Raw genomic sequence first — 22,976 nt, 5'->3', positions numbered from 1 at the left:
CCGGGCCCCGAACGCGTCAGACGTCGTCCAGACCCTCTTCGCTGCGGATCATCCGCCAGGCGGCCCGCCGCGCGCTCCGGTCCAGGTTGGACTTGAAGCTGCGGTCGGCGCCGAAGTAGCGCTTGCCGAGCGTGTCGATGGTGGACACATGATCCATCATGTACTCGTTGAACTTCTTGTCGAAGACGACGGCGAAGTTGTCCTCGTCGTTGACGACGGCGGCGGCCCGGACCTTCGGGTCCTCCTTCGTGGCGTTGAAGGCCGGAAGGACGTCGGCCTCAGTGAACTCCGTGCCGAACTTGGCGTTGAACTTGTCGATCAGCTCGGAGAGAAGCGACTTCTCGGCGTCCTTCGCACCGCCGGTGCCGTCGCCGAAGCCTTTCAGCTCGGCCGAGCCCTCCGGGTTGAGGGACACGTCGTGCTCGCCGGTCTTCGCCACGCGCAGGTGACTCAGGTCGACTTCGCCTATGTCGACGCCGCCGTCGGCGTTGCGGGGGAGGCGGTTGAGGAGGTAGCGCCCGTAGAGGTGCAGGCGCTCCAGGTCGGGGTCCTGGTAGGGCACGATCTGCGCCAGGAAGCCGTACTTGCGGACGTAGTCGTTGAGGTTGGCGCGGAACTCCTCCGCGGTCTCGACCTCGTCCTCCTCCTCGCTGTCCATCAGCTTGGTGAAGCGGGTGACGGCCGGGGACAGGAGCCGGTACAGCTCGGCGTGCAGCTTCTCCCACTTGGCCTGTGAGCCGGCCGCCTTCTCCTTGGCCGCGAAGTACGCGGCGGCGAACTCGTCCATGTCCTGTTCGGAGATGACCGGCGCGGACATGACGCGGCTCTGGGCCGTGTAGAGGAGGTTCGGGTCGGACGGGAGGGTCGTCGCCTCCTCGAAGTACGGGCGGAAGGCCTCCTGGATGTCCTCGGCCTCGTTGACGAAGTCCAGGACGGCCAGGTCGGCCTGGGACTTGCGTTCGGCGGTGCGGTTGAGGCGAGACAGGGTCTGCACGGCGGAGATGCCGGTGAGCGTCTTGTTGACGTACATCGTCGTGAGGAGCGGCTGGTCGAAGCCGGTCTGGTACTTCTCCGCGACGACCAGGATCTTGTACTCCTGCTGTCCCTTGCCGCCGGCCTTCACGGCCTTGTCGTCGGCGCGGGTGTAGGCGAACGCCTTCGGCAGCGCGCCTTCCGACAGACCGCCGTTCTCCTTGGTCTCGGTGGTCTCCTCGTCGTCGATCGTGAGGGAACCGGAGAAGGCGACGAGTACGCCCAGGTCGGGGTACTTGGTGTCGTAGTCACGGTCCTTGATGTAGCTCTTGATCGCTCGCGCCATCTGCGCGGCCGACTGCCGGGACGCGGTGACCACCATGGACTTGGCCCGGCCGCCGAGTCGGCCACGGGTGTGCGTCACGAAGTGCTCGACGATCACCATCGCGTGCTGGGACACGGTGTGCTCGTGCGTGAGCGCGAACCGGGCGAGCAGGCTGTTGGCCTTGGAGGGGTCTACCTCCTTCTCGTCCGGGTTCTGGTTCACCAGCTTCCAGTACGTGGCGTACGTGACGTAGTTGCGCAGCGGATCGAGGATGAAGCCTTCCTCGATGGCCTGGCGCATGGAGTACGTGTGGAAGGGGCGGTAGACCGCCTTGCCGTTCTCCGTGCTCTCGGTGCCGAAGAGTTCGAGGGTCTTCGCCTTGGGCGTGGCGGTGAAGGCGAAGTAGGAGAGGTTCGTGGCCCGGGACCGCTCCACCGCCTTCCCCTTGAGCTTGTCCCCGAGCGTGACGGTCGTCGCGCCCTCGTCCTCCGAGTCGGAGTCCAGACCGAGTTCCCGCAGCGCGGACTTGACGGCCGTGGCCGCGTCCCCGGACTGCGAGGAGTGCGCCTCGTCGATGACGATCGCGAAGCGCGTGCCCTTGATCTCGGTCGGGTTCCGCTTGATGTAGTCCAGCAGCGCCGGGAACGAGTGCAGGGTGACGGTCACGATCTTGCCGGTGTCCCGCGAGAGGGCACGTGCGAGCTGCTCGCTCTTCGCGCCGTGCTTCTCGTCGACCTTCACGACCAGGCCGTCGGTCTGCGAGAAGCTGCCGACGGTCTCCCGGAGTTGGGCGTCCAGGTTGCGGCGGTCCGTGATGACGATGACCTTGTCGAAGACGGGCTCACCCGGCTTGATGCGGCCACTGGCGAGGGCTTCGGGTTCGAGGGAGTGCGGGTCGGTGCGGGCGTGCAGGTCGCTCAGGCGGTGGGCCAGCCAGCCGATGGTGTTCGACTTGCCGGAGCCGGCGGACGCCATGACCAGGTAGTTGTGGCCGGTGCCCCGCGTGGACGCGTGGGCGGTGAGCTTCCGGACCACGTCCCACTGGTGGTAGCGGGGGAAGATCGTCGACTTGGTGGTGCCGCCGCCGGGCGTCTTGTGCTTCTGCTGGTGCGCGAAGCGGTGGAGGAGGTCGAGCCAGTTCTCGGGGTGCCAGACCTGTTCCCACAGGTAGGAGGTGGCGTACGTCCCGAACGTCGTGGGCGCGGGGTTGCCCGCGCCGCCGGGCTGGCCGGGGCCGTTCGAGCCGGTGTTGAACGGCAGGAACCTCGTGCTCTTGCCCCGCAGTTGGGTCGTGACGAACACCAGGTCCGGGTCGACGGCGAAGTTCGCGATGACCCGGCGCGTGAAGATCAGCTCGGTCGGGTCGCGGTCCGTCCGGTACTGCTCCTTCGCGTGCTCGACGCCCTGTCCGGTCAGCGGGTTCTTCAACTCGGCCGTGGCGACCGGGATGCCGTTCAGGAACAGGGCCAGGTCAAGTTCGTGGCCCCAGTCGGCCTGCTTGGTGGCGTAGGCAAGTTCCCGGACCACGGTGAGGCGGTTGGCCCGGTAGTCGTCGAGGACGTTCTCGGCGGCGACCAGATTCGGCCTGAAGTAGGCGACGCGGAGGAGGATCCCGCGATCCTTGACCCCGTTCCGCAGGACGTGCAGCAGCCCGTCGTCGGCGATGGCCCGGTCGAGACGCTGGGCGAATCCGCGTTCGGCCTCGCTCTTGTTGCCGCCGTAGATGCTGAGGAGGTCGTTCCACTCGTCGAGCTGGGTCTCGCGGATGAAGTCGAACAGCTCGTCCATGTCGAGACCGAGATCGGCCCGGTACTTCGTACGATCCCTCTCACGCCACCCCCGCTCACAGAGCGCGGCGACGATGGCATCCCCGAAGGCGGACTCGTCGTGCACGGGGCTCATACGGAGACTCCTTCGGTGACGTTGCGCCCGCTGGCAGTGGACACGTCGAACTGGCCGGTTACGGCGGCGGTGATGAGGGCTTGACGGCGTTCCGTGGCGAGAGTGGTGGAGCGCTCAATTGTTTCCCTCAAAGGAGTGACCTCGCTTATCCAGCGGCTGATCTCGTGCTGTTCACTCAAAGGAATGACGGGAATTGGAATACGGCCAAAGAGATCCCAATTGCGAAGATCGACTGCTCTCTCGCGCGTGCTGATCGCGAAGCTTCCCAGATATCCCTGTAGGGCCAGTAGTCGAAGAAGGCGACCCAGGAAGCGGGGGTCCTCCCCATTGCGGGGAGTACATACATGATAGACGGGACTGCAATTTCCTTGGGCTTCCGATGTGCCGATTGCGCCTGCGAATCCGTCCAGTCCGTGTACGACCACGTCACCGATCCGTACAAGTTGGCCTTGAGGTTCGGTGGAAGCGGAAAGTGTGTAGCCCTCGGCCCGCCTGGAACTCCGCACGGTTACCTGACCATTGCGATAGGCGGTGATCGTGTCTTGTCCCTGACGGGGAGGCCTTGCCACCCTGCTTAGAATTCTGCGGATCGGCATAGTTGGCGTGCCCTCGGCCCTCGCCAAGGTGCTGGCGCCCACGTGTCCTAGCACCCTGCTGTCGATCCGTTCGTTGAGAAGGTCGATCAGAAGCCGCTTCTTGGCGATCAGGCGATCGATTCTGGCAACTTCTGCATTGAGGAAGTTGGCGATTCGGTGCTGTTCTTCCAGAGGGGGCAACATGACTCGCAAAGCGCGAAGCCGTTCGTTGTCGATCTCCACCTGGCCTGGGCGAACGCCGCGAGACAGTGAGGCGTATTCGGCCGTGTAAGGGCGAGATCGAAAAAGCCAGTTTAGGAAGCAGTCATTCTCTTGGTGGGCAGGGCGAAAGCTGAGATAGTGACCGGAGACGATTCCCCGGAAGGGGGATACTCCAACTGATCCCTGCCATGCCTTCATGCGGTTCACGACGAGCCAGCCTGGGTGTACGAGTTGATAGATGCTGCGGTCCAGGGCGGCTTTATTGAAGTTGTCATTGCGGTCATCACGTTTAACGACGCCGTGATCGCGATAAACGCTGAGCAGGTCCTCTTTCGGGTGATCAACGTCTTTCACTCGTTGGTACATCGACCAGAGCGGTACAGACCGCCAGTGCGTCGGCCATGAAACGGGAGAATTCTGGGAGAGACGTGCGGCGTTATGATTCATGCCGTAACCTCTCCCAACAGCCCCTGAATTTCCGCCTCCAGCGCCTTCAACTCCGCGTCGATCTCCGCCAACGGCCTCGGCGGCTCGTAGACGTAGAAGTGCCGTGTGAACGGGATCTCGTAGCCCACCTTCGTCTTGGTGTGGTCGATCCACGCGTCCGGGACGTGGGGGTGGACCTCGCGCTTGAGGTATTCCTCGACGTCCTCGCCCAGTGGAACGTTCTCGTAGTCGCGCAGCTCCGAGTCCGGCTCGGCCTCGCCCTTGATGCGCTGGACCTCGCCCTCCGGGTGCCGGACGCCGATCGATTCCCGTACCGCCTTCGCGAACGGCGCGCCCGCCGGCCACGGGAGCCCGGCCGCGACCACTGCGTCCTTCAGCGCCACCAGCGCCTCGGACTTCGTCCCCCACGACGAGCCCAGCAGCGTACGCACCGCGCCGACGAAGTCCTCGGACTGCTCCAGCTTCTGCACCGGCTTGGACGCGGCCAGCGCGGCCAGCGTCTCCTCCGTCACCTCGAAGCGGAGCTTCAGCGGGCGCTCGACGGTGATCCGCTGGTACCCGAAGTCGGTGTTGGCGAAGACCTTCACCTTGGCGTGGAGCGGGTGTTCCGGGTCGGCGGCGGCGGTGAGCGCGTCGCCGTACAGCCGGGTCACCGTGGCGATGTGGTCCTTGCCGAGTTCCTTGCGCTTGTCGCCGAGGGACTTGCGCATCTTCTGCCACTGGTCGCGGGCGTCCAGCAGGACGACCTTGCCCTTGTGATCGGAATTCTTGCGGTTGGTCAGGATCCAGAAGTACGTGGAGATGCCGGTGTTGTAGAAGAGCTGGTCGGGGAGCGCGACGATGGCCTCCAGCCAGTCGTTCTCCAGGATCCAGCGGCGGATCTCCGACTCGCCCGAGCCCGCCGCGCCCGTGAACAGGGGCGAGCCGTTGAAGACGATCGCGATGCGGGAGCCGCCTCCGCCGTTCACGTCGACCGGCTTCATCTTCGAGATCATGTGCTGGAGGAACAGCAGCGAACCGTCGTTGATCCGGGGGAGCCCCGCGCCGAAGCGGCCGGAGTCGCCGAGCGACTTGTGCTCGAACTCGACGTCCTCCTTGACCTTCTTCCACTCCACGCCGAACGGCGGGTTGGCCAGCAGGTAGTCGAAGGACTTGCGGGCGTGGCCGTCGTCGGAGAAGGAGTTACCGAAGGCGATGTTCTCCGGGTCCTGGCCCTTGATCATGAGGTCGGACCGGCAGATCGCCCAGGACTCGGGGTTCAGCTCCTGCCCGTACACCTCGACCGTGGCGTCGGCGTTGTAGTCCTTGATGTGGTCCTCGACCGCCGAGAGCATGCCGCCCGTGCCGCAGGCCGGGTCCATGACCGTGCGGATGACGCCGGGGACGTGGAGCGCGTCGCCGTCCGGGGCGATGAGGAGGTTCACCATCAGCTTGATGACCTCGCGCGGAGTGAAGTGCTCACCGGCCGTCTCGTTCGACTGCTCGGCGAAGCGGCGGATCAGCTCCTCGAAGATGTAGCCCATGTTGTGGTTGGGCACGATCTCGGGGCGCAGGTCCAGGTCGGTGAACTTCCCGATGACCTGGTAGAGCAGGCCCGCGCTGTCGAGCCGCTTGATCTGCTGGGCGAACTCGAACCGCTCCAGGACGCCCCGCGCGTTGTCCGAGAACGCGCCCACGTACACGTGGAGGTTCTTCGCCGCGTTCTGCGGGTCCGCCGCGATCTTCTTCAGCGTGAGGGCGGACTTGTTGTAGAAGGAGTGGCCCGAGGCCCGGCGCAGGAAACCGTCCGGGTCGATGTCGCTGTCCTTGTACTGCGCCGCCAGCTCCGCGACCTTCTCGCGCTTCGGCTCCAGCACGCACTCCAGACGCCGCAGCACCGTGAACGGCAGGATGACCTTGCCGTAGTCGGACTGCTTGTAGTCCCCCCGCAGGAGGTCGGCGACGGACCACGCGTGGTTCGCCAACTCCGTGTGCTTACTGCTGTTCAACTGAATCCCCGAATTCCTTTCCGAGATGTCCCGCATGTCCCGCCCCCACCGCGCCGCAGCATGAGCCGCGCGGGTGCCGACAAGTGTGGTCTATGTGGATGAAGGGCCGTATGTCGAATGCCGTGAATCGGCCCCGTGCGGGTGAGCTGCCCCGCCGTCCTGCCCTGCCGTGTCCCGGCCCGCCGCGTCCCGCCCGGGAAGCAGTTGCCCCCCGGTCAGGCCGCCCGCCAGCAGCCGGGCCGTCTCCTCCGCCAGGCGCGTCGCCCGCCGGGCCTCGGCCCGCAGGGCGTGCACGTGCCGGAACGCCTCTCCGTACCGGCGCTGCTCCTCCAGCGGCAGCAGCGGCACGCGCAGCCGGCCCGGGCTGACGGTCAGGACCGTGCTGCCCGTCGACGCGCCGGCGATGTTCTCCTCCGCGCCCAGGAACCCGGCGAGGAACCAGGCGTCCAGGCGTGCCGGGTCCGGCCGGAAGAGGTGGACGTGGGGGCCGAGCAGCGCGCCGGCGTCCTCCTCGCCCGCGACCCGCGCCATCGGTCCGTCCCCGTTTGCGACCGCCCGTACGACGACGTCCCCGACGGCGACCACGGGCGCCACGGCGCTGCGCAGTTCCGACGGGTCGCCCGTAGGGCCCGACCCGCGCGCGATGTCCGAGCCGGTGAGGACGGCGCGCGCGGCGGGAGCCTCCGGGTTCGCGTCCCCGGCCTCCGCCAGGTCCGCCCGCTCCGCCTCCTCCGCGCGGCCCCGCGCACCCTCCGGCGCCGTCCGCAGGAAGGTCAGCGCCCCGCCGCGGGAGAGGTCGGACGCCGTGGCCGTCCGCCATTCGCGTGCCGCGGCGCCCGCGCTGCCCCACTCCTCGTGGGCGGCCGTCCGCGCGAGCGACTTCGCGGCCTTGACGAGGTCCCGCCGGGCCGCGTCGACCTCCGCCGACAGTTCCGCCGGATCGACCTCGGCCCGCGACGCCCGTACGAGACGTGCCGGGGTCAGGTCCACCACGTCGTCCAGCAGGTCCACCACGCCCGCCGCGTGCGCGACCCCCGGTTCGCCCTCGAACGCGTCCGGGTTCTCCGTGAACGCCCGCCACACCCCCAGGACCCGAGCCGTGAGCTCGGCCCAGTCCGGCGCGGCGGACCGGCTGCCGCCGCCCCGCGCGCGGGTGGCTCCGGCCGTGCCACCGCCCCCCGTGCCCGACGGCGTCGACGTTTCCGTCGCGTCCACGAACAGCACCGACTTGCGCTCCGGGCCGCCCGGTTCGGGCCGTTGCAGCACCCAGATCTGGAGACCGACGTGCAGGGGGACCGACGCGCCGACGGGCAGTGCGATCACCGCGCGCAGGGCCCCGCCGCGTACCAGCTCCGCCCGTACGCGACGGCCCGACGCGCGGCCGGCCATGGCGGGCGGCAGGAGCAGGACCGCGTGGCCGCCCGGGGTCAGGTGGGCGAGCGCGTGCTGCACCCACGCCAGTTCCGATTCGGCGCGGGGCGGCACGCCGTACGCCCAGCGGGGGTCGTACGCCAGCTCGTCGTGACCCCAGTCGCGGACGCCGAACGGCGGGTTGCACAGCACGGCGTCGACGACGAGGCCGGGGAAGGCGTCCGCGCGCAGACTGTCGGCGGCGCGCATGGTGACCTCGGCCCGCGGAGCGGTCAGCATCAGGCTCACGGCGCTGCGCTGGGCCTGCACGGGGAGCGTGTCCTGGCCGTAAAGCTCGCGTGCGCCCCGCCGTGCCGCGGCTGCCAGCAGGGTGCCGCTGCCGCAGGCCGGGTCGAGGACACGGACCGGCGATCCGGGGATCAGACCGGCCAGCAGGTCCGCGAGCGGCTCGGGGGTCCGGTACGCGCCGGACGCGGCGCTGTCCTCCAGCTCCCGCTCGGCGAGCACGCCCAGCGCGGCCTGGCCGCCCTCGTCGCGTACACACACGTACAGCGCGCGCAGAACCGCCGCGCCGACCGCCTCGAAGCGGACGGCGTCCGCGACCGGGACTGTGTCGGCCACGGTGGCCACCTCGCGCTCGGCGCGGCTGACGAGGTCCGGGTCCGGCAGCAGCGCGGCGGCCGTCAGTTCCTCCGGTGAGCGGCGCGCCGCCGCGAGGACCAGCAGGAGGAGGTCGGACGTGCCTCCGCCGCTCTGCGCATGCAGACGGAGAGTCGTCCGCAGCTCCTCCGAGGGGCTCGCCGCGGCCACCTGCCCGCGCGAGGCGAGCCAGGCACGCACCGACTCCAGGTCGTACAGCGGGCTGCTGTCCGTGCCGCCGGACGGGGCCGGGAAGTCGTCGTGCCGACGGCGCCAGTTGCTGACCGTGGCGCGCGTGACCCCCGCGATGCGGGAGATCTCGGCGGCGGTGACCTGGGCGGATGGCTGGGACATGAAGGGGGTCCTGGCTCTCTGGCTTCTGTCTCGCTCGGCTGCGGACGTCAACAACCTACAGCACTCGTCAAATCTGTCAACGCGATTGACAGTGCTTTCAGTCTGGTGCTTATCTTTCGATGCTTCCGATGGGAGGCAGTCGCCCAGCACGTCACTGCCGGGTGCGTGTCCTCATGTCGCGCCGTTCCGGCGCGCAGACCGCACCGCACGGCACCCACCTTTCCAGCAGCCTCGGCCCCGCCTCACCGGCACGGGTCGGGCATCACCGAACGGAGCACGCCATGACGAACCCGACCCCCGACCCGCAGCGCGACCACGGCCCGCAGTACGGCCAGGGTCCCCAGTACGGCCGCGGGCCGCAGGGCGACTGGGGTCCGACGCCGCCGGTCCAGCCCGTACCTCTCAAGCCCGTGTCCCGTCGCGGACAGCGGATCAAGTACGGCGTCACGGCTGCCGTCGCCCTGTTCGTCGGCGTCGGAATCGGCGCCGGCGGCGGCGAGTCGGCCTCCGGTGACACCGCCGACGTCGAGGCCGGGCCCCGCCCGACGGTGACCGTCACCGAGACGGCGCGGGGCGAGGCGGCGCCCGCCCCCACGGTCACCGAAATGGTCACCGTCCCGCCCGAGAAGGCGGAGCCCGTCGGTCCCGCGACCACCTTCTCGGGCGAGGGCGAGTACCTCGTCGGCGAGGACATCAAGGCGGGGACGTACCGGACGGCGGGGCCCGAGGACGAGTTGGGCTGCTACTGGGAACGGGCCAAGGACGCCAGTGGCGAGTTCGGCTCGATCATCGCCAACAACAACCTGCAGGGGTCGGGTCGGGTGACCCTCGGCAAGGGGGAGTACTTCAAGACCAACCGGTGCCAGGAGTGGAAGAGGGTCGGCTGACGCCCCGCGTTGCGTGAAGTGACGAGCGTCACAGCAACCACGGAGGTGTCTGTGAAGTCGAAGAAAGCGCCGACACCCGTGGTCTTTTCAGGAAACGGCGCAGTACAACCGCAGGAGAAGGGCAGATCGGGCAGCATGGCGAAGCGTGCACGTCGGGCGGATGTCCTTGCCATGGAACAGCGGGCCGTCGACCACGCCTACCGCTGCCTCGAAAACACCCGGCGTGAGGCCGTCGAGCTCAAGGAGGTGGCGGCCTCCGCCAGCGGCAAGGACGCCATCGACGTCAACCGTGCCTGGCGGCGCGAGCTCGACAGCCTCGACCTCGGCAGGAACTCCCTCGTGTTCATGAGGGCCGACGTCGACGAAGGGGCCGGCGCCGAGACGTTCTACATCGGCCGCCGCGCGGTGTTCGACGCGGGGCGCAACCCGGCCGTCATCTCCTGGAGCGCCCCGGCCGCCGTCCAGTGGAGACTGACCAGCGAGCAGGAGCCGGGCGGGGTGCGGCTGTTGCGCCAGATCGTCTGTGACGAGCGCGTCGTCAGGCGTTACTTCGACCTGCACGGTCGGGACGGTGCCGACGTCCGCGCAAGCGAGAGCGGGCGAGGGTCCCAGGGGCTCCGGGACGCCCGTCGGCCGAGCGAGCCCGACGCGGTTCAGCAACCCGAGGCGTTGCACGAGCCCGACGAATCCGACGGGACCGAAGAGGCCGTGGGGCAGCTCGCCGAGCCCGAGTGGAATGATCCGCTGCTCGACGAACTCGATCGCGGACGCGACGGCGCGATGCACGACATCGTCGAGACGATCCAGCGTGATCAGCTCCTGCTCGTGACGGAGCGGCCCGGCGGGGTGCTCGTCGTCCAGGGCGGACCCGGCACCGGCAAGACGGCCGTAGGGCTGCATCGGGTGAGCTGGCTCCTCGACAACCGGCACATGACCGCCGACGACGTTCTGGTGCTCGGGCCCAACCGCGGACTTCTGCGGTACGCGGCGAGTGCCCTCGTGGAACTCGGCTCCCACGGTGTGACCATGCTCGACCTGCCCGCGCTGTGGTCGGGCGGCGCCGCCGACCGCGATCCGCGCGACGTCGCCGTCGTCAAGGCCGACGCGCGGATGAGCCGTGTCCTGCGGCGCGCCGTCGACAACCTCACCACCGACACGGCCGAGCGGCTCGAGGCGCTCGTCGGCGGACCGGTGTTCTCCTTCGAGCTCCGGCGTCGCGAGGTCGAGGTGCCCGTCGTGGAACTCGCCGACATCGCGGCCGCCACGCTCCGCGGAGACGGCCCCTACGAGGTGCGCCGAGAGGGCTGCTTCCGGCGGATCGCGCAGCATCTCACCCAGGCCTACGTCGGGCTGCTGCCCGGCCCCGCCGACAGCGACTACTTCGAGATCATCCGGCAGCTGCGTCCCGTCAGCCGTCTCATGCGGCGCATCGCACCCGAGCTCTCGGCACGCGACGTACTGCGCCGCCTGCTGTCCGGCGCCGCCGTGCTGGCCGCCGCCGCCGACGGCGTCCTCACTCCCGGGGAACAGGCCGGCCTCGTCGCCCACCAGGCGAGCCGCACACGATCCGCACCCCCGCGGTTCGGGGCCGAGCCGAGTCTCGAAGACCTCGTCCTCCTCGATGAACTGGAGTTCCTGCTGTCGGGGCGCCCCGAGCGGACGTACGGGCATGTGGTGGTCGACGAGGCGCAGGACCTCACACCCATGCAGGCGCGAGCCCTCGCCCGTCGATGCCCCGGCGGGTCCATGACCGTCCTCGGAGATCTCGCCCAGGCCACCGGCCCCTTTCCCTACCGGGACTGGGAGGAGATCGGGACGACGCTCACCGGCCGTGACGGCTGGCGGGTGACCGAACTGCTGACCGGGTTCCGCGTGCCCGGCGAGGTCATGGACTACGTGCGCCCGCTCGGCACGCACTGCGCCCCCGGCGTCGGCGTGCCCGACTCCGTGCGGCGGACGGGTGCCGCCGTGGCCGTCGTCCAGGACGGCAACCCGGCACAGCGGGCCGCCGAGCACGCGGTCGCCCTCGCCTCCGGGCCGGACGGCGCCGCGGCCGGCCGTACGACCGCGGTGATCGTCCCGCAGGCTGCACGCTGGAAAGAGGCGGTGGTCGCGGCCGTCCCCGATCCCGAGACCGTCGCGGTGCTCACCGCCGAGGAAGTCAAAGGCCTCGAATTCGACCATGTCGTCGCGGTCGAACCCGCGGCGATCGCCGCGGACGACGTGACCGGGCCGCGACACCTGTACGTGGCGCTGACCCGCTGTACCCAGTCCCTGACGGTGGTGCACCAGCGCCCGCTGCCCCGGTGGATCGGAGGGCCGGGAAACCCCGTGCCGACTCCGAGACAGTTCATGGCCCAGGTGGGCCGCAGGAAGAGCCCGCACGGTGGGTCCGGGCTGTGCACCCGCTACCGGGCGGACGGGTCCAGATGCGACCACGAGACGCGGCAGCCGGACGGATGGTGCCGGAAACCGGGCTGCGGCGGCTTCCGGACCGCGCAGCCCGCGTCCCTGGGCAGGAGCTACCTCGGGGTCCCCGAGGACGGTGTGACCGAGGCGCGACTGGAACTGCCACCGGAACGTGTCTCCGAGATCCGCATCACGTCGGCCGCGTGCGGAGCCTTCGTGGTGCGGCATCGGGGCAGTCTCGGTGAGGCCGCAGTCGAACTCCACGCGATGCTCGCCCCGTTCCTGGCCGGAGGGCGCCACCGGCGCACCGAGAACGGATGGCTCCTGGACCTGGAGGGCTACCGGCTGGTGCTGGACGCGCGGGCGCGCGCCGTGACCGCGTACCTGACGGGTCATCCCGAGCGCAGCTTCGCACAGGTGGCGGCGGGAGTGCCCTCTCGCGTCGGACATCAGGCGCGCGGCGCACGGCGATCCGCGCTCACCGCGCCGGAGGCCGACGCGGGCCCCCGTCTGCCCGACGTCACCGCCGTCCGCGGCCTGAGCGTCGCGGACCTGCACGTCACCGCTCGGGCCTGCATCACGTTCGAGCGTCTCGCCCAGTGCGCGCACTCGGCGGACGAGGAGTTCGTCCGGCGGCTCAGGGAGGCCCTCGCTGCCGACCTGGAGAGCGGCCGCGTCGAATGGGTGGGGGAGCGCCCGGTCGTCGAAGGCGAACACGGCCAGTGGTGGCTGCGGTCCGACGGACGTGTCCTGACGACGGTCCGCCGGACCGCGACGGAGATCTACCGCGGGTTCGAGGCACGGCCGGCCGACGAACAACCCGCACACGACGAACAACCCGCACACGAGGGCGAACCGACAGGACGGGGCGAAGTTCCCCACGAAAGGGACCACATGTCGACGACCACCACCGACGGCGACGCGCCGGGCGCCGTCACGGCACCGGCGGGAGGACCCGACCTGGCCGGCACGGTCGCCGAACGCGAGCGCCTGGCTCGTTCGCACCGCGCCCACGAAGGCTTGCGGCACCGGCTGCTGGCCGATCTCTACGACTGCTTCGACGAAGTGGGCGACAGCGCCTACGCCGACGCGTGGACGCACGGCCCCGACGGCACCACCCTCTTCGAGGTGCTGGCCGAAGATCCCGCGGAGTACGAGCGGATCCGCGAGGCCGCCCTCCACCTGCTGGAAGCCTCCTGCCTGCACCCCGACGGGCCTGCCGAGTACCTGGTCGTCGTACTCCCGGCGCCACCGGCTCAGGCCTGGGCCGCCGGCACCGCCGACCGGGCGTTCAGCGTCGGTCTGGCCTGGCGGGACGGCTCGGGGTGGGCAGGACCCGCCGCGGCACGGATCCGGCCGGAGGAGCCGGACGAGAGCGGCACGCTCTGAGCCGGTCGAGGCGGGGGGTACAGAGCCCGGACGGATGGGCGACTATCCAACGGTCGACGGGTCAGGGGCCGCATGAGCGATGTGGGAACAGATGGTGAATGACGACAGACCCGCGACGGGCCTCGGGCCGAGTGCGCCCACGCAGCGGGCCGACCTGGTCGAGGCGTGGCGCGAGCAACGGCGGGCACGCCGACTGCGGCCGGACGCGGGCGGACCGCAAACGGCGGGCCTGGACGGGTTCGCCCTGCGCCGATGGCGCAGGGCGGGTGTGTTCGGCGCCGACGCGGTGCGACGAGTGGAACGGCTTCTCACCGACCTGCGCGACACCCGCTCCGGTGACGCGACCGCGCCCGACTGGGCGCTGCAGGTGCTGGCCCGGTGCCTCGAAGGCGACCCGGTCTCCCAGTTGCCCTCCGCCGTACGGGCTCTGCTCGGACACGGCGACCCGCACGACGTCGTGACCGCCATGACCGTCGTCCACGAGGCCGGGCTGCCTTGGCTGACGCCGCAGGGCCAGACCCGGCTCGAACACCTCATGGGCTCCGAACCGACCTCGGTGTCACGGGAGATGCGACCCACCCCCACGGAGGACGCGTCGGGTGCCTTCGCCGCGCAGTACGCCCTCCGCCATGACGGTCTAGCCGGACTGTCACCCACGGTGTGCGACCGGATCCTGCCGTGGGCGCCGGTCGGCATCGTCGACGACCTGATCGACGCCGGCGTCGTCACGAAGGAGGGCGAGCCCTGGAGGGCCCGGCCCGACGTACGGGAACGGGACTACCTGCGGGCCAGACTCGCCCCGGAACAGGTGGACCCGGAGACGGCCGAGACCCTCGGCTGGCAGGAGTATCTGCGGCGCCGGCGCTTCCTCGACGGTGAACACGTCGACGCGGTGGACGAGGAAGCGGCCGACCTCGCGGACGAGAACGGCGACGAAACGGACGACGACGTCTACGGTCTGCTCGAACGGGCCGCGGAAGGTGATGCCGGCGCCATCAAGGGGCTGGAGTACCTCCTGCCCCGTTACCTGGTGTTGAGACTGCGTCAGATCCGGGACGGCGCCCTCACCGGCAACTGGCCCGCGGACATCCTGGCCGACCGCGGACTATGGCGACTGATGGCGGCGCTGTGGGAGCCGAAGGCCGCCGTGAACCCCCGGCGCAGCACCTTCCACGCGCTGTCGGCTCTGCGACATGCCTACGACTCCCTCTGCGCCGGTGACCTCAGGAGGGCGCGTGCCCAGGTGGAACTCCTCGTCGAGCACGACCAAGGGGATCCGGCGCAGGAGGCGGAGGTCTGGAACATGTCCGCCTACCTGGCACTTCTGGACGAGAACCTCGACGGGGCGCTCGCCGCCCTCGGTCAGATCGGGGAGGACAGTCCCGAGACGGCACACAACCGAGACCTTCTCGAAAGACGGCGCACCCGGGCGCGCAACGACCGGCCCCATCCGTCCAACCCCTATCTGGAGCTGGGACTGCCCCATCAGTCCCCGTTCTGGAAACAGCGGTACCGCGATCTGCGGCGGGAGTTCGCGGACGACCGGGAGGAGGCCGCCCGGCTGAACCGCGCCATGCGCCGCATTCAACAGGCGGAGCAGGAGGAGGATTTGTCGGACTTCTTCGTGCTGCCCCTGGACGCTGATGTGTTCCGCCTTCCCGATGACCTGCCCGTCACCCTCGTGCCACCGGTCGAGCCGCTCCCGCGGCGGACGGCACCTCTCGATCCCGACGACGTCGCCGCGGTGCGGCGTCGCGCACTGGCCGATCTCCTCCCCACCCTTCTCAACGCGCCCCGGCGCCCGGACCACCAGCACAGGACCACGAATTGAGTAAGCCCCGGAATTGGATCAACCAGCCTGACTCCCCGAACCGCCGGCGGGGCGAGAGAGGCAGGTCCATCGATCCTGAACTACATACCTATCGACCTCACGAACTGCTGAACCCGGCTGATGTGCTGAAGCGCTTCACGGAGAGTGCGCAGGCGCTCTTGGAGAGCGTTCCTATCGAGAGCAGGCCTAAGCAGGGTGAAATCCTGGCTGCTTTGAGGCAGGGCGTACTCGAGGCGTTCAGGACTCGAGAAGAACATCTGGCGCGTCTCGTGGAGTGTGACCTTGAGGCGCGTGGGTCCGGCAATCGGATGAGCACACTCAAGTGGCAAGTGTCAGTCCGCAAAGCACTTCTCGGACTCGGCGTCCGAGTCGTCGAGTCTCCTGACGAACGCGAACACTTCGTCGTCGTCGAGGGTGAGGGAGAGGAGTTCGAGGTCGTGCGGCCCGCATACATCGACCAGGCGACCAGCAAGGTCATCCTGTCCGGCCAGCTGCGCCGGGTGCCCCGCCGGCACACCCAGCCCGCCGACGGCACCGGAACGCAGGACGCCGCGACGAAGGAGGACCAGCCGTGACGGCCACCGGTATCGACTTCGGCACCACCAACTCCGTGGTGGCGCAGTGGCAGGGCGACGACGTGGAGGTGCTGCCGCTCGACGCACACCACCTCGACGCCGACTGGCGGCGGCCGGGTTTCGAGTTCCTCTTTCCGTCGGTCGTCGGCATGAGTTCGCTGCGCAGCGGCCCGCTCTTCGGATGGGAGGCGAAGCTGCGGTCGGAAGAAGCCGCAGAGGCCTGCAAGCGGCTCCTCAAGAGCGATGAATACGTGAATGTGCAAGGACGGCGCTTCGCCGCCACCACTGCGGCCGCAGGCGTGTTCACCGCCATGAGAGACGGCGCGCGCCACAACCTCACCGAAATCGACCGGGCCGTCATCACCGTCCCCGCGAACGCCACAGGAGCGGCTCGGTACCGCACCCGTGCGGCGGCCCGGTTCGCCGGCATCGACGTGCAGGCACTTCTCAACGAGCCGACCGCCGCTGCCATCTCCTACGTCCACGACATGCGCGAGGACGCCCAGATCCTGGTGTTCGACTGGGGCGGCGGAACCATCGACGTCACGGTCCTCGACTACGAGGACGGGTTCTTCGAGGAGCGAGCCTCGCGCGGTGTGACGGAACTCGGCGGGCTCGAGATCGACCGACGGCTCAGGAGGCTCGTCCTGGACAGGGCCCCGGCACGGCGGCAGTGGGCTCCCGCCCAGGAGCGTCAGTTCCGGCTCGACATCGAGCGGAGCAAGATCCTTTTGTCCTCGCTCCCCTCCGTGCGGATCAGGACGCCGGACGACAAGGAGGTGGAGATCTTCCAGGAGGAACTGGAGGAGTCGATCACCGATCTCGTCGACCGAGCCCTGGCCCCGGTCGAGGAGTGCCTGCGGGATCTTCATATGGCGCCGCTCGACGTGGACGACGTTCTCATGATCGGCGGCACCAGCCAGATCCCGAGCGTACGGGCGGCGGTCGCCGAGGCCCTGCAGATGGACCCGGTGCCGACCCAGTTGTGCGATCCGATGACAGCCGTGGCCCGCGGTGCCTCGATCGCGGCAGCCGTGCTGGCCAAGGAGACGCCCGGTGTCATCCAGGTCGCCAACAGCCACGCACTGGGGACCGTCGTCAAGGCGGCCGACGGGCGAAGAAGGTTCAGCGAGATCATTCCCCGCAACTCGCCGCTGCCGTGGAGCGAGCGCAAGAGCTACACCCCCAAGCGCGACCACGAGCGCAAGCTCACCGTGGAGATCTGGGAGGGCGATCCCGACAAGGAGCTCTCCGACTCCGACAACGTCCAGCTCACCGAGTTGACCCTGAACTACCCCACACCCCGGGTACGGGAGGAGTCACGTTTCGACCTGGAGTACACCTACGACTCCGACGGCCTGCTGCATGTGAAGGCCACCCTGGAACACACGGGCGAGGTCGTGGTCGACGAGGAGGTGAAGAGCTTCGGCTCCGGTGGGGCGACCCCGGAGGTGCGCAAGGAACTCGACGACCTGCTGACGGCGACCCCCGCCTCCTCGCCGTTGCTACGGGGCAAGGGAGGCGAGAACGGGGCCCGTCCCGCTGCTTCGTCTTCCCAGGTCGGTGGAGCGGAGAAGGACGACGACGTCCACACGCTGGTGGTCGACGGCTCCAACCTCGCCTGGATCGGCCATGCGCCGAGCCGACCCGGCGTGTACGAGGAAGGGGACCGGCCGAGTTTCGCCCAACTGCTGGACGCTCGCACAGCGCTTGCCAAGAAGTTCCCCGGGGCGGACATCCACGTCGTCGTCGACGCCACCTTCCGGCACAAGGTGGCCGAGGAGGAGAAGGCGGCCGTGGTCGCCGCCCTGAGCAAGGGAGACATCCTCCAGCCGCCGGCGGGGACGGAAGGAAAGGGCGACGCACTGGTCGTGGCCATCGCGGACGAATCGGGTGCGGTGGCAGTGACCAACGACAACTACGTCGAGCTGCAGAGCCGTCACCCGTGGTTGCGTGAGAGCGGACGAGTCCTCGGAGCCACGTACGCCAAGGGGGTCTGGATCTTCACCCCGCGCACCTGTGTTCCGCCCGCCGTGAGGAGCTGAGCGCCGCAGCCGACAACCTGTCACCGAAGAGCGCCCGACCCACGGGGCTGCGCACCACGGGATGCGTGGCCCCGCAGCAGCATGTACTCGAGCACATGGCGTCGAACGGGGGCAGGCCGCCGGTGCGGAAACCGCTTGTCCCGCGCTCACCGCCCTGAAACGCTCAGCCGCATGGTCACCTTCACCGCCCACGACGGAACCCGCCTCGCCCACCACGCGTCGGGGGACGGTCCGCCGCTGGTCTGTCTGCCCGGCGGGCCCATGCAGTCCGCCGCCTATCTGGGCGACCTGGGCGGGCTCACGGCTCACCACCGGCTGGTCGGGCCGGACCCGCGGGGCACCGGGGAGTCGGCGGTTCCGCGGGACACGTCGTCGTACCGATGCGATCGTCAGGTCGACGACGTCGAGGCACTGCGTGAGCACCTCGGCCTCGATCGTATGGACCTGCTCGCCCATTCCGGCGGAGCCAACCTCGCGGTGCTCTACGCCGCTCGCCACCCCGACCGCGTGGCCCGCCTCCTGCTCATCACCCCCAGCGTCTACGCCGTCGGCCTCCGGATCACCGCCGAGGACCGCCTCGCCACGGCCCGCCTGCGTCGGGACGAGCCCTGGTTCGCTCCCGCGTACGCGGCGCTGGAAGCGGTTACCGCCGGGCGGGCCACGGCCGATTCCTGGAACGCCGTCGCCCCCTTCTGGCACGCCCGCTGGGACGAGACGGCCCGAGCCTTCGACGAGGCGGGCGAGCGGGCGAAGAACCACGAGGCGGCGGCCGTGTACACGGCCGAGGGCGCCTTCTCCCCGGCCGCCACCCGTGAGGCGCTGGCGGCCTTCCCGTCGCCGGTCCTGCTCCTGGCGGGGGAGGCGGACCTGGCGGCTCCGCCGCGCGTGATGCGGGAGTTCGCGGAACTGTTCCCGAAAGCGGAGCTCGTCGTGCAGCCGGGAGCGAGCCACTTTCCCTGGCGGGACGACGCCGTTCGGTTCGTCTCGCTCGTGAGGGGGTTCACGGACCGCTGACGGGCCGACCCGGTCGCTGTGCGGTGGGTCGGCCCGTCGGGTGTGTGTGGCAGCCGGCGTGGGTCAGCAGTCCCGCAGCTCCGCCGACTGGTTCAGCACCTGCGCCCGCGTCGACGTGAAACGCGTGTGCGTCGCCCCGTCCCGTGCCGCCGGGCGGAAGGCCGCCACCCGGTGGCAGTTCTGGAAGGCCAGGGTCACGCCGAAGTGGCGTTCCAGGCTGCCGCGGATGGCGTCGCTGGCGAGGGCGCGCAGGAGCTGGCCGCGTTCCTGCTCGGACGCGGGAGGGGTCTGGTTGTCGGTGAACTCGACCGTGCCGGCGTGCAGTTCGGCGGCGAGGGAGGCGATGAGGCCGTAGGCGTAGGGGAGGGACGTGCGGACGGTGTCCACGAAGTCCTCCTCGCGGATGTCGCCGGCCTCGGCCGCGGTAAGGAGCTCGGGGGAGACGTCGAGAGACATGGGTGTCCTGTTCCTTCGGGGGGTGCGGGGTACGGGGGGAGCGGGATGAGGGGGCGAGGGCGGGGCCGCGCCCGCCTCGACGTGCTCGGGGTCTTTCCGGGCCCGGGCGAGGCGGGGTGATACGGCGGGGGCGAGGCGGCGCGGGGCAGGTCGGCACGGAGTCGCCGGGCCGGCCGCGGGGAAGGTCAGTGCGGTGCCGCTGGCCCCGGGACGAACTCCGGGTCCACCTGGGCGGCCAGGTCCTGGCCGGTCGCCGCGTCGGCCCAGGCGCGGGCGTTGCGGAGGTGGATCTCCACGGCGTGGCGGTGGAGGGCGGGCCAGTTCCGCTCGCGGGCGTCGACCGTCTCGCGCAGGAGGGTGAGGGCGTGGCGGTTGGCGTCCTCCAACTCGCCCTGTGGAATGCCCCGTTCGGCGGAGCGGACCCAGGGGGAGAGGGCGAGGTGGGTGAGGAGGTCGTCGCCCACCTCCTCCTTGAGGAAGAGCAGGTCGTCCTCGCCGGTCACCTTGTTGCCGACCACGGCGAGGGGGATGCCGAACTCGCGGGCGTGGTCGCGGTACTGGCGGTAGACGGAGACGCTCTTGCGGGTGGGTTCGGCCACCAGGAACGTCATGTCGAAGCGGGTGAAGAGGCCGGAGGCGAAGGCGTCCGCTCCGGCGGTCATGTCCATCACCAGGTAGTCGTCCGGCCCGTCCACCAGGTGATTCAGATACAGCTCCACCGCGCCCAGTTTGGAGTGGTAGCAGGCCACCCCCAGGTCGCTCTCGTCGAACTCGCCCGTCACCATCAGCGGCACGCCGCCGACCCGCTGGACGTGACGCGTGTGCAGTTCGTCGTCGCCCAGGAGGCTCAGCAGCCGGGAGCCGCGGCCCGGCGGCGTCGTCTTGACCATCGCCTCGCGGGAGGCGATCCGCGTGTTGGTGCCGCGCAGCAGGTCCTTGATGTCGCCCAGATGCGCGGCCAGGGGCGGCGCCGTGAAGGGCGCCGCGCCCGCCGTGGGGTCCAGGGCCTCGGCCAGATGCTGGTTGATGTCGCCGTCCACGGCCAGCACCCGTGCGCCGGACAGCGCCAACTGCCGGGCGAACAGGGCCGACAGCGTCGTCTTGCCGCTGCCGCCCTTCCCTACGAACGCGACGCGCATCACAGCACCCCCTTGTTGAAAATGAATGTCATGTGGCTAGATTTAGGGGCGCACCGTGATCTCTGTCAAATCCGGAAGGGGTGGTCGAGTGATCAACTTGCTCTGCTTACTGCATATGATGCGCAAGTGCGTGACTACTGCATCAGGCCCGCGGGCCCCGAGGACCTCGACGGCGCCCGAGCCGTCATGCTCGACACCGTCTACCGCGATTTCGGTACCGGCTACGTGCCCCGCTGGCACGGCGACATCATCGATCCCGTCGCCGCCTACCTCGTCCCGGCCCGCCACGCTCTCCTGGTCGCGCTCGACGGCGAGGGCGGCGAGGTCGTCGCCACCGCGGCCCTGGACTCCCGGGGTCCCGCGCACCCGCCGAACCCGCGCCATGTCGCCGAGCGCTACCCCTCCGGCACGACTGCGCAGCTGCGCCGCGTCTACGTGCGCCGCGAGCACCGCCGGCGCGGTCTCGCCCGGCGGCTGGTCGCCGAACTCCTCGCCTTCGCGGCCGCGGACGGCGGCTACCGGGCCGTCTATCTGCACACGGACCCGGCCGTGGAGGGAGCCGAGGGGTTCTGGCGGTCTCTCGGCACCGTCGTGCACGACGAGCGGGACGGAGTGACCTGCGGTCAGGGCATCGTGCACTTCGACATCCCCCTCGGCGTCCCTCTCGACACCCCCCTCGGCGTCCCGCTCGGCGCCTGACTCGGCGCCCCCTGGACGCCCCCGCCGCGTGCGCTTCGGCGTGCTCCTCCCCGCCGCCTCCTCCGCCTCGCCCTCCCCGTCAGCCCTTTCCGTCCCCGCCGCAGCCCCCGCGGCCTCCTCCTCTGTCTTCTCCTCTGTCTCCTGCTCTGTCTCCTGCTCTTCGTTGTCCCGCCCTCGTCCCACAGGCCGGTAACCCCATGCGCTTCCCCCGCCGTCCCCGTCCGCCCCGCCGTCCCCGCCGTCCTCGCCCTCCTCGGCTTCTCGCCGCGGTCCTCCTCGCCCCGCTGCTCGCCGGATGCTTCGCGTCCTCCGGTGGCGACGGCGGCGCGGGCTCCGCCGCCGCCGAGGGTTCCCGGCTGCGCGTCGCCCTCGCCTTCCCGCCCGCCGAGAACCTCTCCCCCCACGGCGCCGACGCGACGATCCTCAGCCGTCTCGGGGTCACCGAGGGACTGACCACCCTCGACGCCAACGGCGCCGCCGCCCCCGCACTCGCCGCCTCCTGGCGCCGGGTGGACGACCGCACCTGGCTGTTCACCCTGCGCGAGGCCGCTTTCCAGGACGGCACGGAGGTCACGCCCACCGCCGTCGCCGCCTCCCTGACGCACGCCACCGAGGCCCGGCCGGTCCCGGCCGCGCTCTCCGGCGTCACCCTCACGGCGAAGGCGGAGGGCGACACCGGCGTACGCGTCACCGCCGCCGCCCCCGACCCCGTCCTGCCCCTGCGCCTGTCGAGTCCCGGCCTCGCCGTCCTCGCCCCGAAGGCCTACGGGAAGGAGGGCGCCGTCGATCCGGTGGGCACCGGCACCGGGCCCTTCGCGCTCACCGAGGTCACCGGCGCCACCGCCGCCCGTCTCGACCGCTTCGACGACTACTGGGGCGGCCGGGCCCAGGCCTCCGGCGTCGAGGTGCGCTTCATCGCCGACGGCACCGCCCGGGCCAACGCCCTGCGCACCGGACAGGTCGACCTCGCCGAGGCGATACCCGTCGCCCAGGCCGCCACCCTCGACGCGGGCACCCGCCGCGAGACCGCCACGACCCGCACCACCAGCCTGCTTCTCAACGCGAGGTCGGGCGTCTTCAAGGACCCGGCCCTGCGGGCTGCCGCGCGCGCGGCCGTCGACGCCTCCGCCCTCGCCGAAGGCGTCTACGAGGGCCACGCGGATGCCGGCGCCGGCCTCTACGGCCCCGCCGTCACCTGGGCCGCGGGCAAGCGCGTCCCGCCCGCCGGGCGGGCGGCGGCCGGTAGTCCCGGAGGTGCCCCGCTCACCCTCGCCACCTACGACAACCGTCCCGAACTTCCGGAAGCCGCACAGGTGTTGAAGCAGCAGCTGGAGAAGGCCGGCTTCCAGGTGAAGCTGGAGGTGCGTGAGTACTCGAGGCTGGAGAGCGACGCGCTCGCGGGGAAGTTCGACGCCTTCCTCGGTGCCCGCAACAGTCTCCTCGACACCGGCGACCCCGTCTCCCTGCTGGCCAGTGACTTCACCTGCGACGGCGGCTACAACCTCGCCCTGCTGTGCGACCGGGGCGTCGACCGGGCGGTCGCCGCCGCGCAGACGGTGGCCGACGCCGGTGAGCGGCAGGACGCCGCCCTGGCCGCCGAGGCCGCGATCCTCGGCACCGACGCCGTCGTCCCGCTGGTCCATCAGCGCGTCATCACCGGCGTCGGCGCCGAGGTGAGCGGTGTGCTGCTCGACCCGTACGAGCGCACGCTGGTCGGCGCCGGGACCCGGCGCTGAC

The 22,976-nt window shown here is 70.2% G+C and carries 14 protein-coding genes; 8 read left to right on the top strand and 6 right to left on the bottom strand.

Annotated elements, in window-relative coordinates; translation table 11 throughout:
• Nucleotides 1–16: 16 nt before the first annotated feature.
• The 4 genes from J2X68_RS14550 to J2X68_RS14535 all read right to left on the bottom strand — a co-directional run bounded on the left by J2X68_RS14550 (nt 17) and on the right by J2X68_RS14535 (nt 8,795).
• On the bottom strand, nt 17–3,199 hold the full coding sequence (locus tag J2X68_RS14550; RefSeq protein ID WP_310432936.1) for a UvrB domain 3-containing protein: 3,183 nt from the start codon (nt 3,197–3,199) through the stop codon (nt 17–19).
• On the bottom strand, nt 3,196–4,362 hold the full coding sequence (locus J2X68_RS14545; protein ID WP_310432935.1) for a restriction endonuclease subunit S: 1,167 nt from the start codon (nt 4,360–4,362) through the stop codon (nt 3,196–3,198). The genes J2X68_RS14550 and J2X68_RS14545 overlap by 4 nt, the downstream gene beginning before the upstream one ends.
• Nucleotides 4,363–4,439: 77 nt before the next feature.
• Nucleotides 4,440–6,431 carry a class I SAM-dependent DNA methyltransferase gene (locus tag J2X68_RS14540; RefSeq protein ID WP_310432934.1) on the bottom strand — a complete coding sequence of 664 codons (1,992 nt, stop codon included), beginning with the start codon at nt 6,429–6,431 and terminating at the stop codon, nt 4,440–4,442.
• Between the two features lie 90 nt (nt 6,432–6,521).
• Nucleotides 6,522–8,795, bottom strand: a complete 2,274-nt coding sequence (locus J2X68_RS14535) for an N-6 DNA methylase (protein WP_310432933.1) — start codon at nt 8,793–8,795, stop codon at nt 6,522–6,524.
• 281 nt (nt 8,796–9,076) lie between these two features.
• Between J2X68_RS14535 and J2X68_RS14530 the strand changes: the two genes are divergently transcribed.
• The 6 genes from J2X68_RS14530 (at nt 9,077) to J2X68_RS14505 (ending at nt 18,945) form a co-directional block, all read left to right on the top strand.
• On the top strand, nt 9,077–9,682 hold the full coding sequence (locus tag J2X68_RS14530) for a hypothetical protein (protein WP_310432932.1): 606 nt from the start codon (nt 9,077–9,079) through the stop codon (nt 9,680–9,682).
• A 171-nt stretch (nt 9,683–9,853) separates the two neighbouring features.
• Entirely contained in the window at nt 9,854–13,480 is a 3,627-nt protein-coding gene (locus J2X68_RS14525; RefSeq protein ID WP_310432931.1) for an AAA family ATPase, read from the top strand.
• Nucleotides 13,481–13,571: 91 nt separating this feature from the next.
• A complete protein-coding gene (locus tag J2X68_RS14520; RefSeq protein ID WP_310432930.1) occupies nt 13,572–15,311 on the top strand; it encodes a hypothetical protein in 1,740 nt (579 codons plus the stop codon).
• A gap of 329 nt (nt 15,312–15,640) precedes the next feature.
• Nucleotides 15,641–15,886: a hypothetical protein gene (locus J2X68_RS14515; RefSeq protein WP_310432929.1), complete on the top strand. Its 246-nt coding sequence runs from the start codon at nt 15,641–15,643 to the stop codon at nt 15,884–15,886.
• Nucleotides 15,883–17,931, top strand: a complete 2,049-nt coding sequence (locus J2X68_RS14510; RefSeq protein WP_310432928.1) for an Hsp70 family protein — start codon at nt 15,883–15,885, stop codon at nt 17,929–17,931. The genes J2X68_RS14515 and J2X68_RS14510 overlap by 4 nt, the downstream gene beginning before the upstream one ends.
• Nucleotides 17,932–18,102: 171 nt before the next feature.
• Entirely contained in the window at nt 18,103–18,945 is an 843-nt protein-coding gene (locus J2X68_RS14505) for an alpha/beta hydrolase (protein WP_310432927.1), read from the top strand.
• Nucleotides 18,946–19,008: 63 nt separating this feature from the next.
• On the opposite strand, the gene J2X68_RS14500 is transcribed toward J2X68_RS14505, so the two are convergent.
• Nucleotides 19,009–19,401: an SCO5389 family protein gene (locus tag J2X68_RS14500; RefSeq protein ID WP_310432926.1), complete on the bottom strand. Its 393-nt coding sequence runs from the start codon at nt 19,399–19,401 to the stop codon at nt 19,009–19,011.
• Nucleotides 19,402–19,586: 185 nt separating this feature from the next.
• Nucleotides 19,587–20,540: an AAA family ATPase gene (locus tag J2X68_RS14495; RefSeq protein ID WP_310432925.1), complete on the bottom strand. Its 954-nt coding sequence runs from the start codon at nt 20,538–20,540 to the stop codon at nt 19,587–19,589.
• Nucleotides 20,541–20,666: 126 nt separating this feature from the next.
• On the opposite strand from J2X68_RS14495, the gene J2X68_RS14490 reads away from it, so the two are divergent.
• Together J2X68_RS14490 and J2X68_RS14485 are read left to right on the top strand one after the other, a co-directional pair.
• Entirely contained in the window at nt 20,667–21,239 is a 573-nt protein-coding gene (locus J2X68_RS14490; RefSeq protein ID WP_310432924.1) for a GNAT family N-acetyltransferase, read from the top strand.
• Between the two features lie 197 nt (nt 21,240–21,436).
• Nucleotides 21,437–22,975 carry an ABC transporter substrate-binding protein gene (locus tag J2X68_RS14485; RefSeq protein ID WP_310432923.1) on the top strand — a complete coding sequence of 513 codons (1,539 nt, stop codon included), beginning with the start codon at nt 21,437–21,439 and terminating at the stop codon, nt 22,973–22,975.
• The last annotated feature ends 1 nt before the right edge of the window (nt 22,976 follow it).

Source organism: Streptomyces sp. 3330 (assembly GCF_031456635.1).
Taxonomy (GTDB): Bacteria; Actinomycetota; Actinomycetes; order Streptomycetales; family Streptomycetaceae; genus Streptomyces.
Note: the sequence above shows the minus strand (reverse complement) of the source record. Positions and strands in the feature narration are given on the sequence as shown.

Coding starts and splice junctions, on each gene's coding strand:
- J2X68_RS14550 (WP_310432936.1), bottom strand. CDS start 3,199: ATGAGCCCCGTGCACGACGAGTCCGCCTTCGGGGATGCCATCGTCGCC.
- J2X68_RS14545 (WP_310432935.1), bottom strand. CDS start 4,362: ATGTACCAACGAGTGAAAGACGTTGATCACCCGAAAGAGGACCTGCTC.
- J2X68_RS14535 (WP_310432933.1), bottom strand. CDS start 8,795: ATGTCCCAGCCATCCGCCCAGGTCACCGCCGCCGAGATCTCCCGCATC.
- J2X68_RS14530 (WP_310432932.1), top strand. CDS start 9,077: ATGACGAACCCGACCCCCGACCCGCAGCGCGACCACGGCCCGCAGTAC.
- J2X68_RS14525 (WP_310432931.1), top strand. CDS start 9,854: ATGGAACAGCGGGCCGTCGACCACGCCTACCGCTGCCTCGAAAACACC.
- J2X68_RS14520 (WP_310432930.1), top strand. CDS start 13,572: ATGGTGAATGACGACAGACCCGCGACGGGCCTCGGGCCGAGTGCGCCC.
- J2X68_RS14505 (WP_310432927.1), top strand. CDS start 18,103: ATGGTCACCTTCACCGCCCACGACGGAACCCGCCTCGCCCACCACGCG.
- J2X68_RS14500 (WP_310432926.1), bottom strand. CDS start 19,401: ATGTCTCTCGACGTCTCCCCCGAGCTCCTTACCGCGGCCGAGGCCGGC.
- J2X68_RS14495 (WP_310432925.1), bottom strand. CDS start 20,540: ATGCGCGTCGCGTTCGTAGGGAAGGGCGGCAGCGGCAAGACGACGCTG.
- J2X68_RS14485 (WP_310432923.1), top strand. CDS start 21,437: ATGCGCTTCCCCCGCCGTCCCCGTCCGCCCCGCCGTCCCCGCCGTCCT.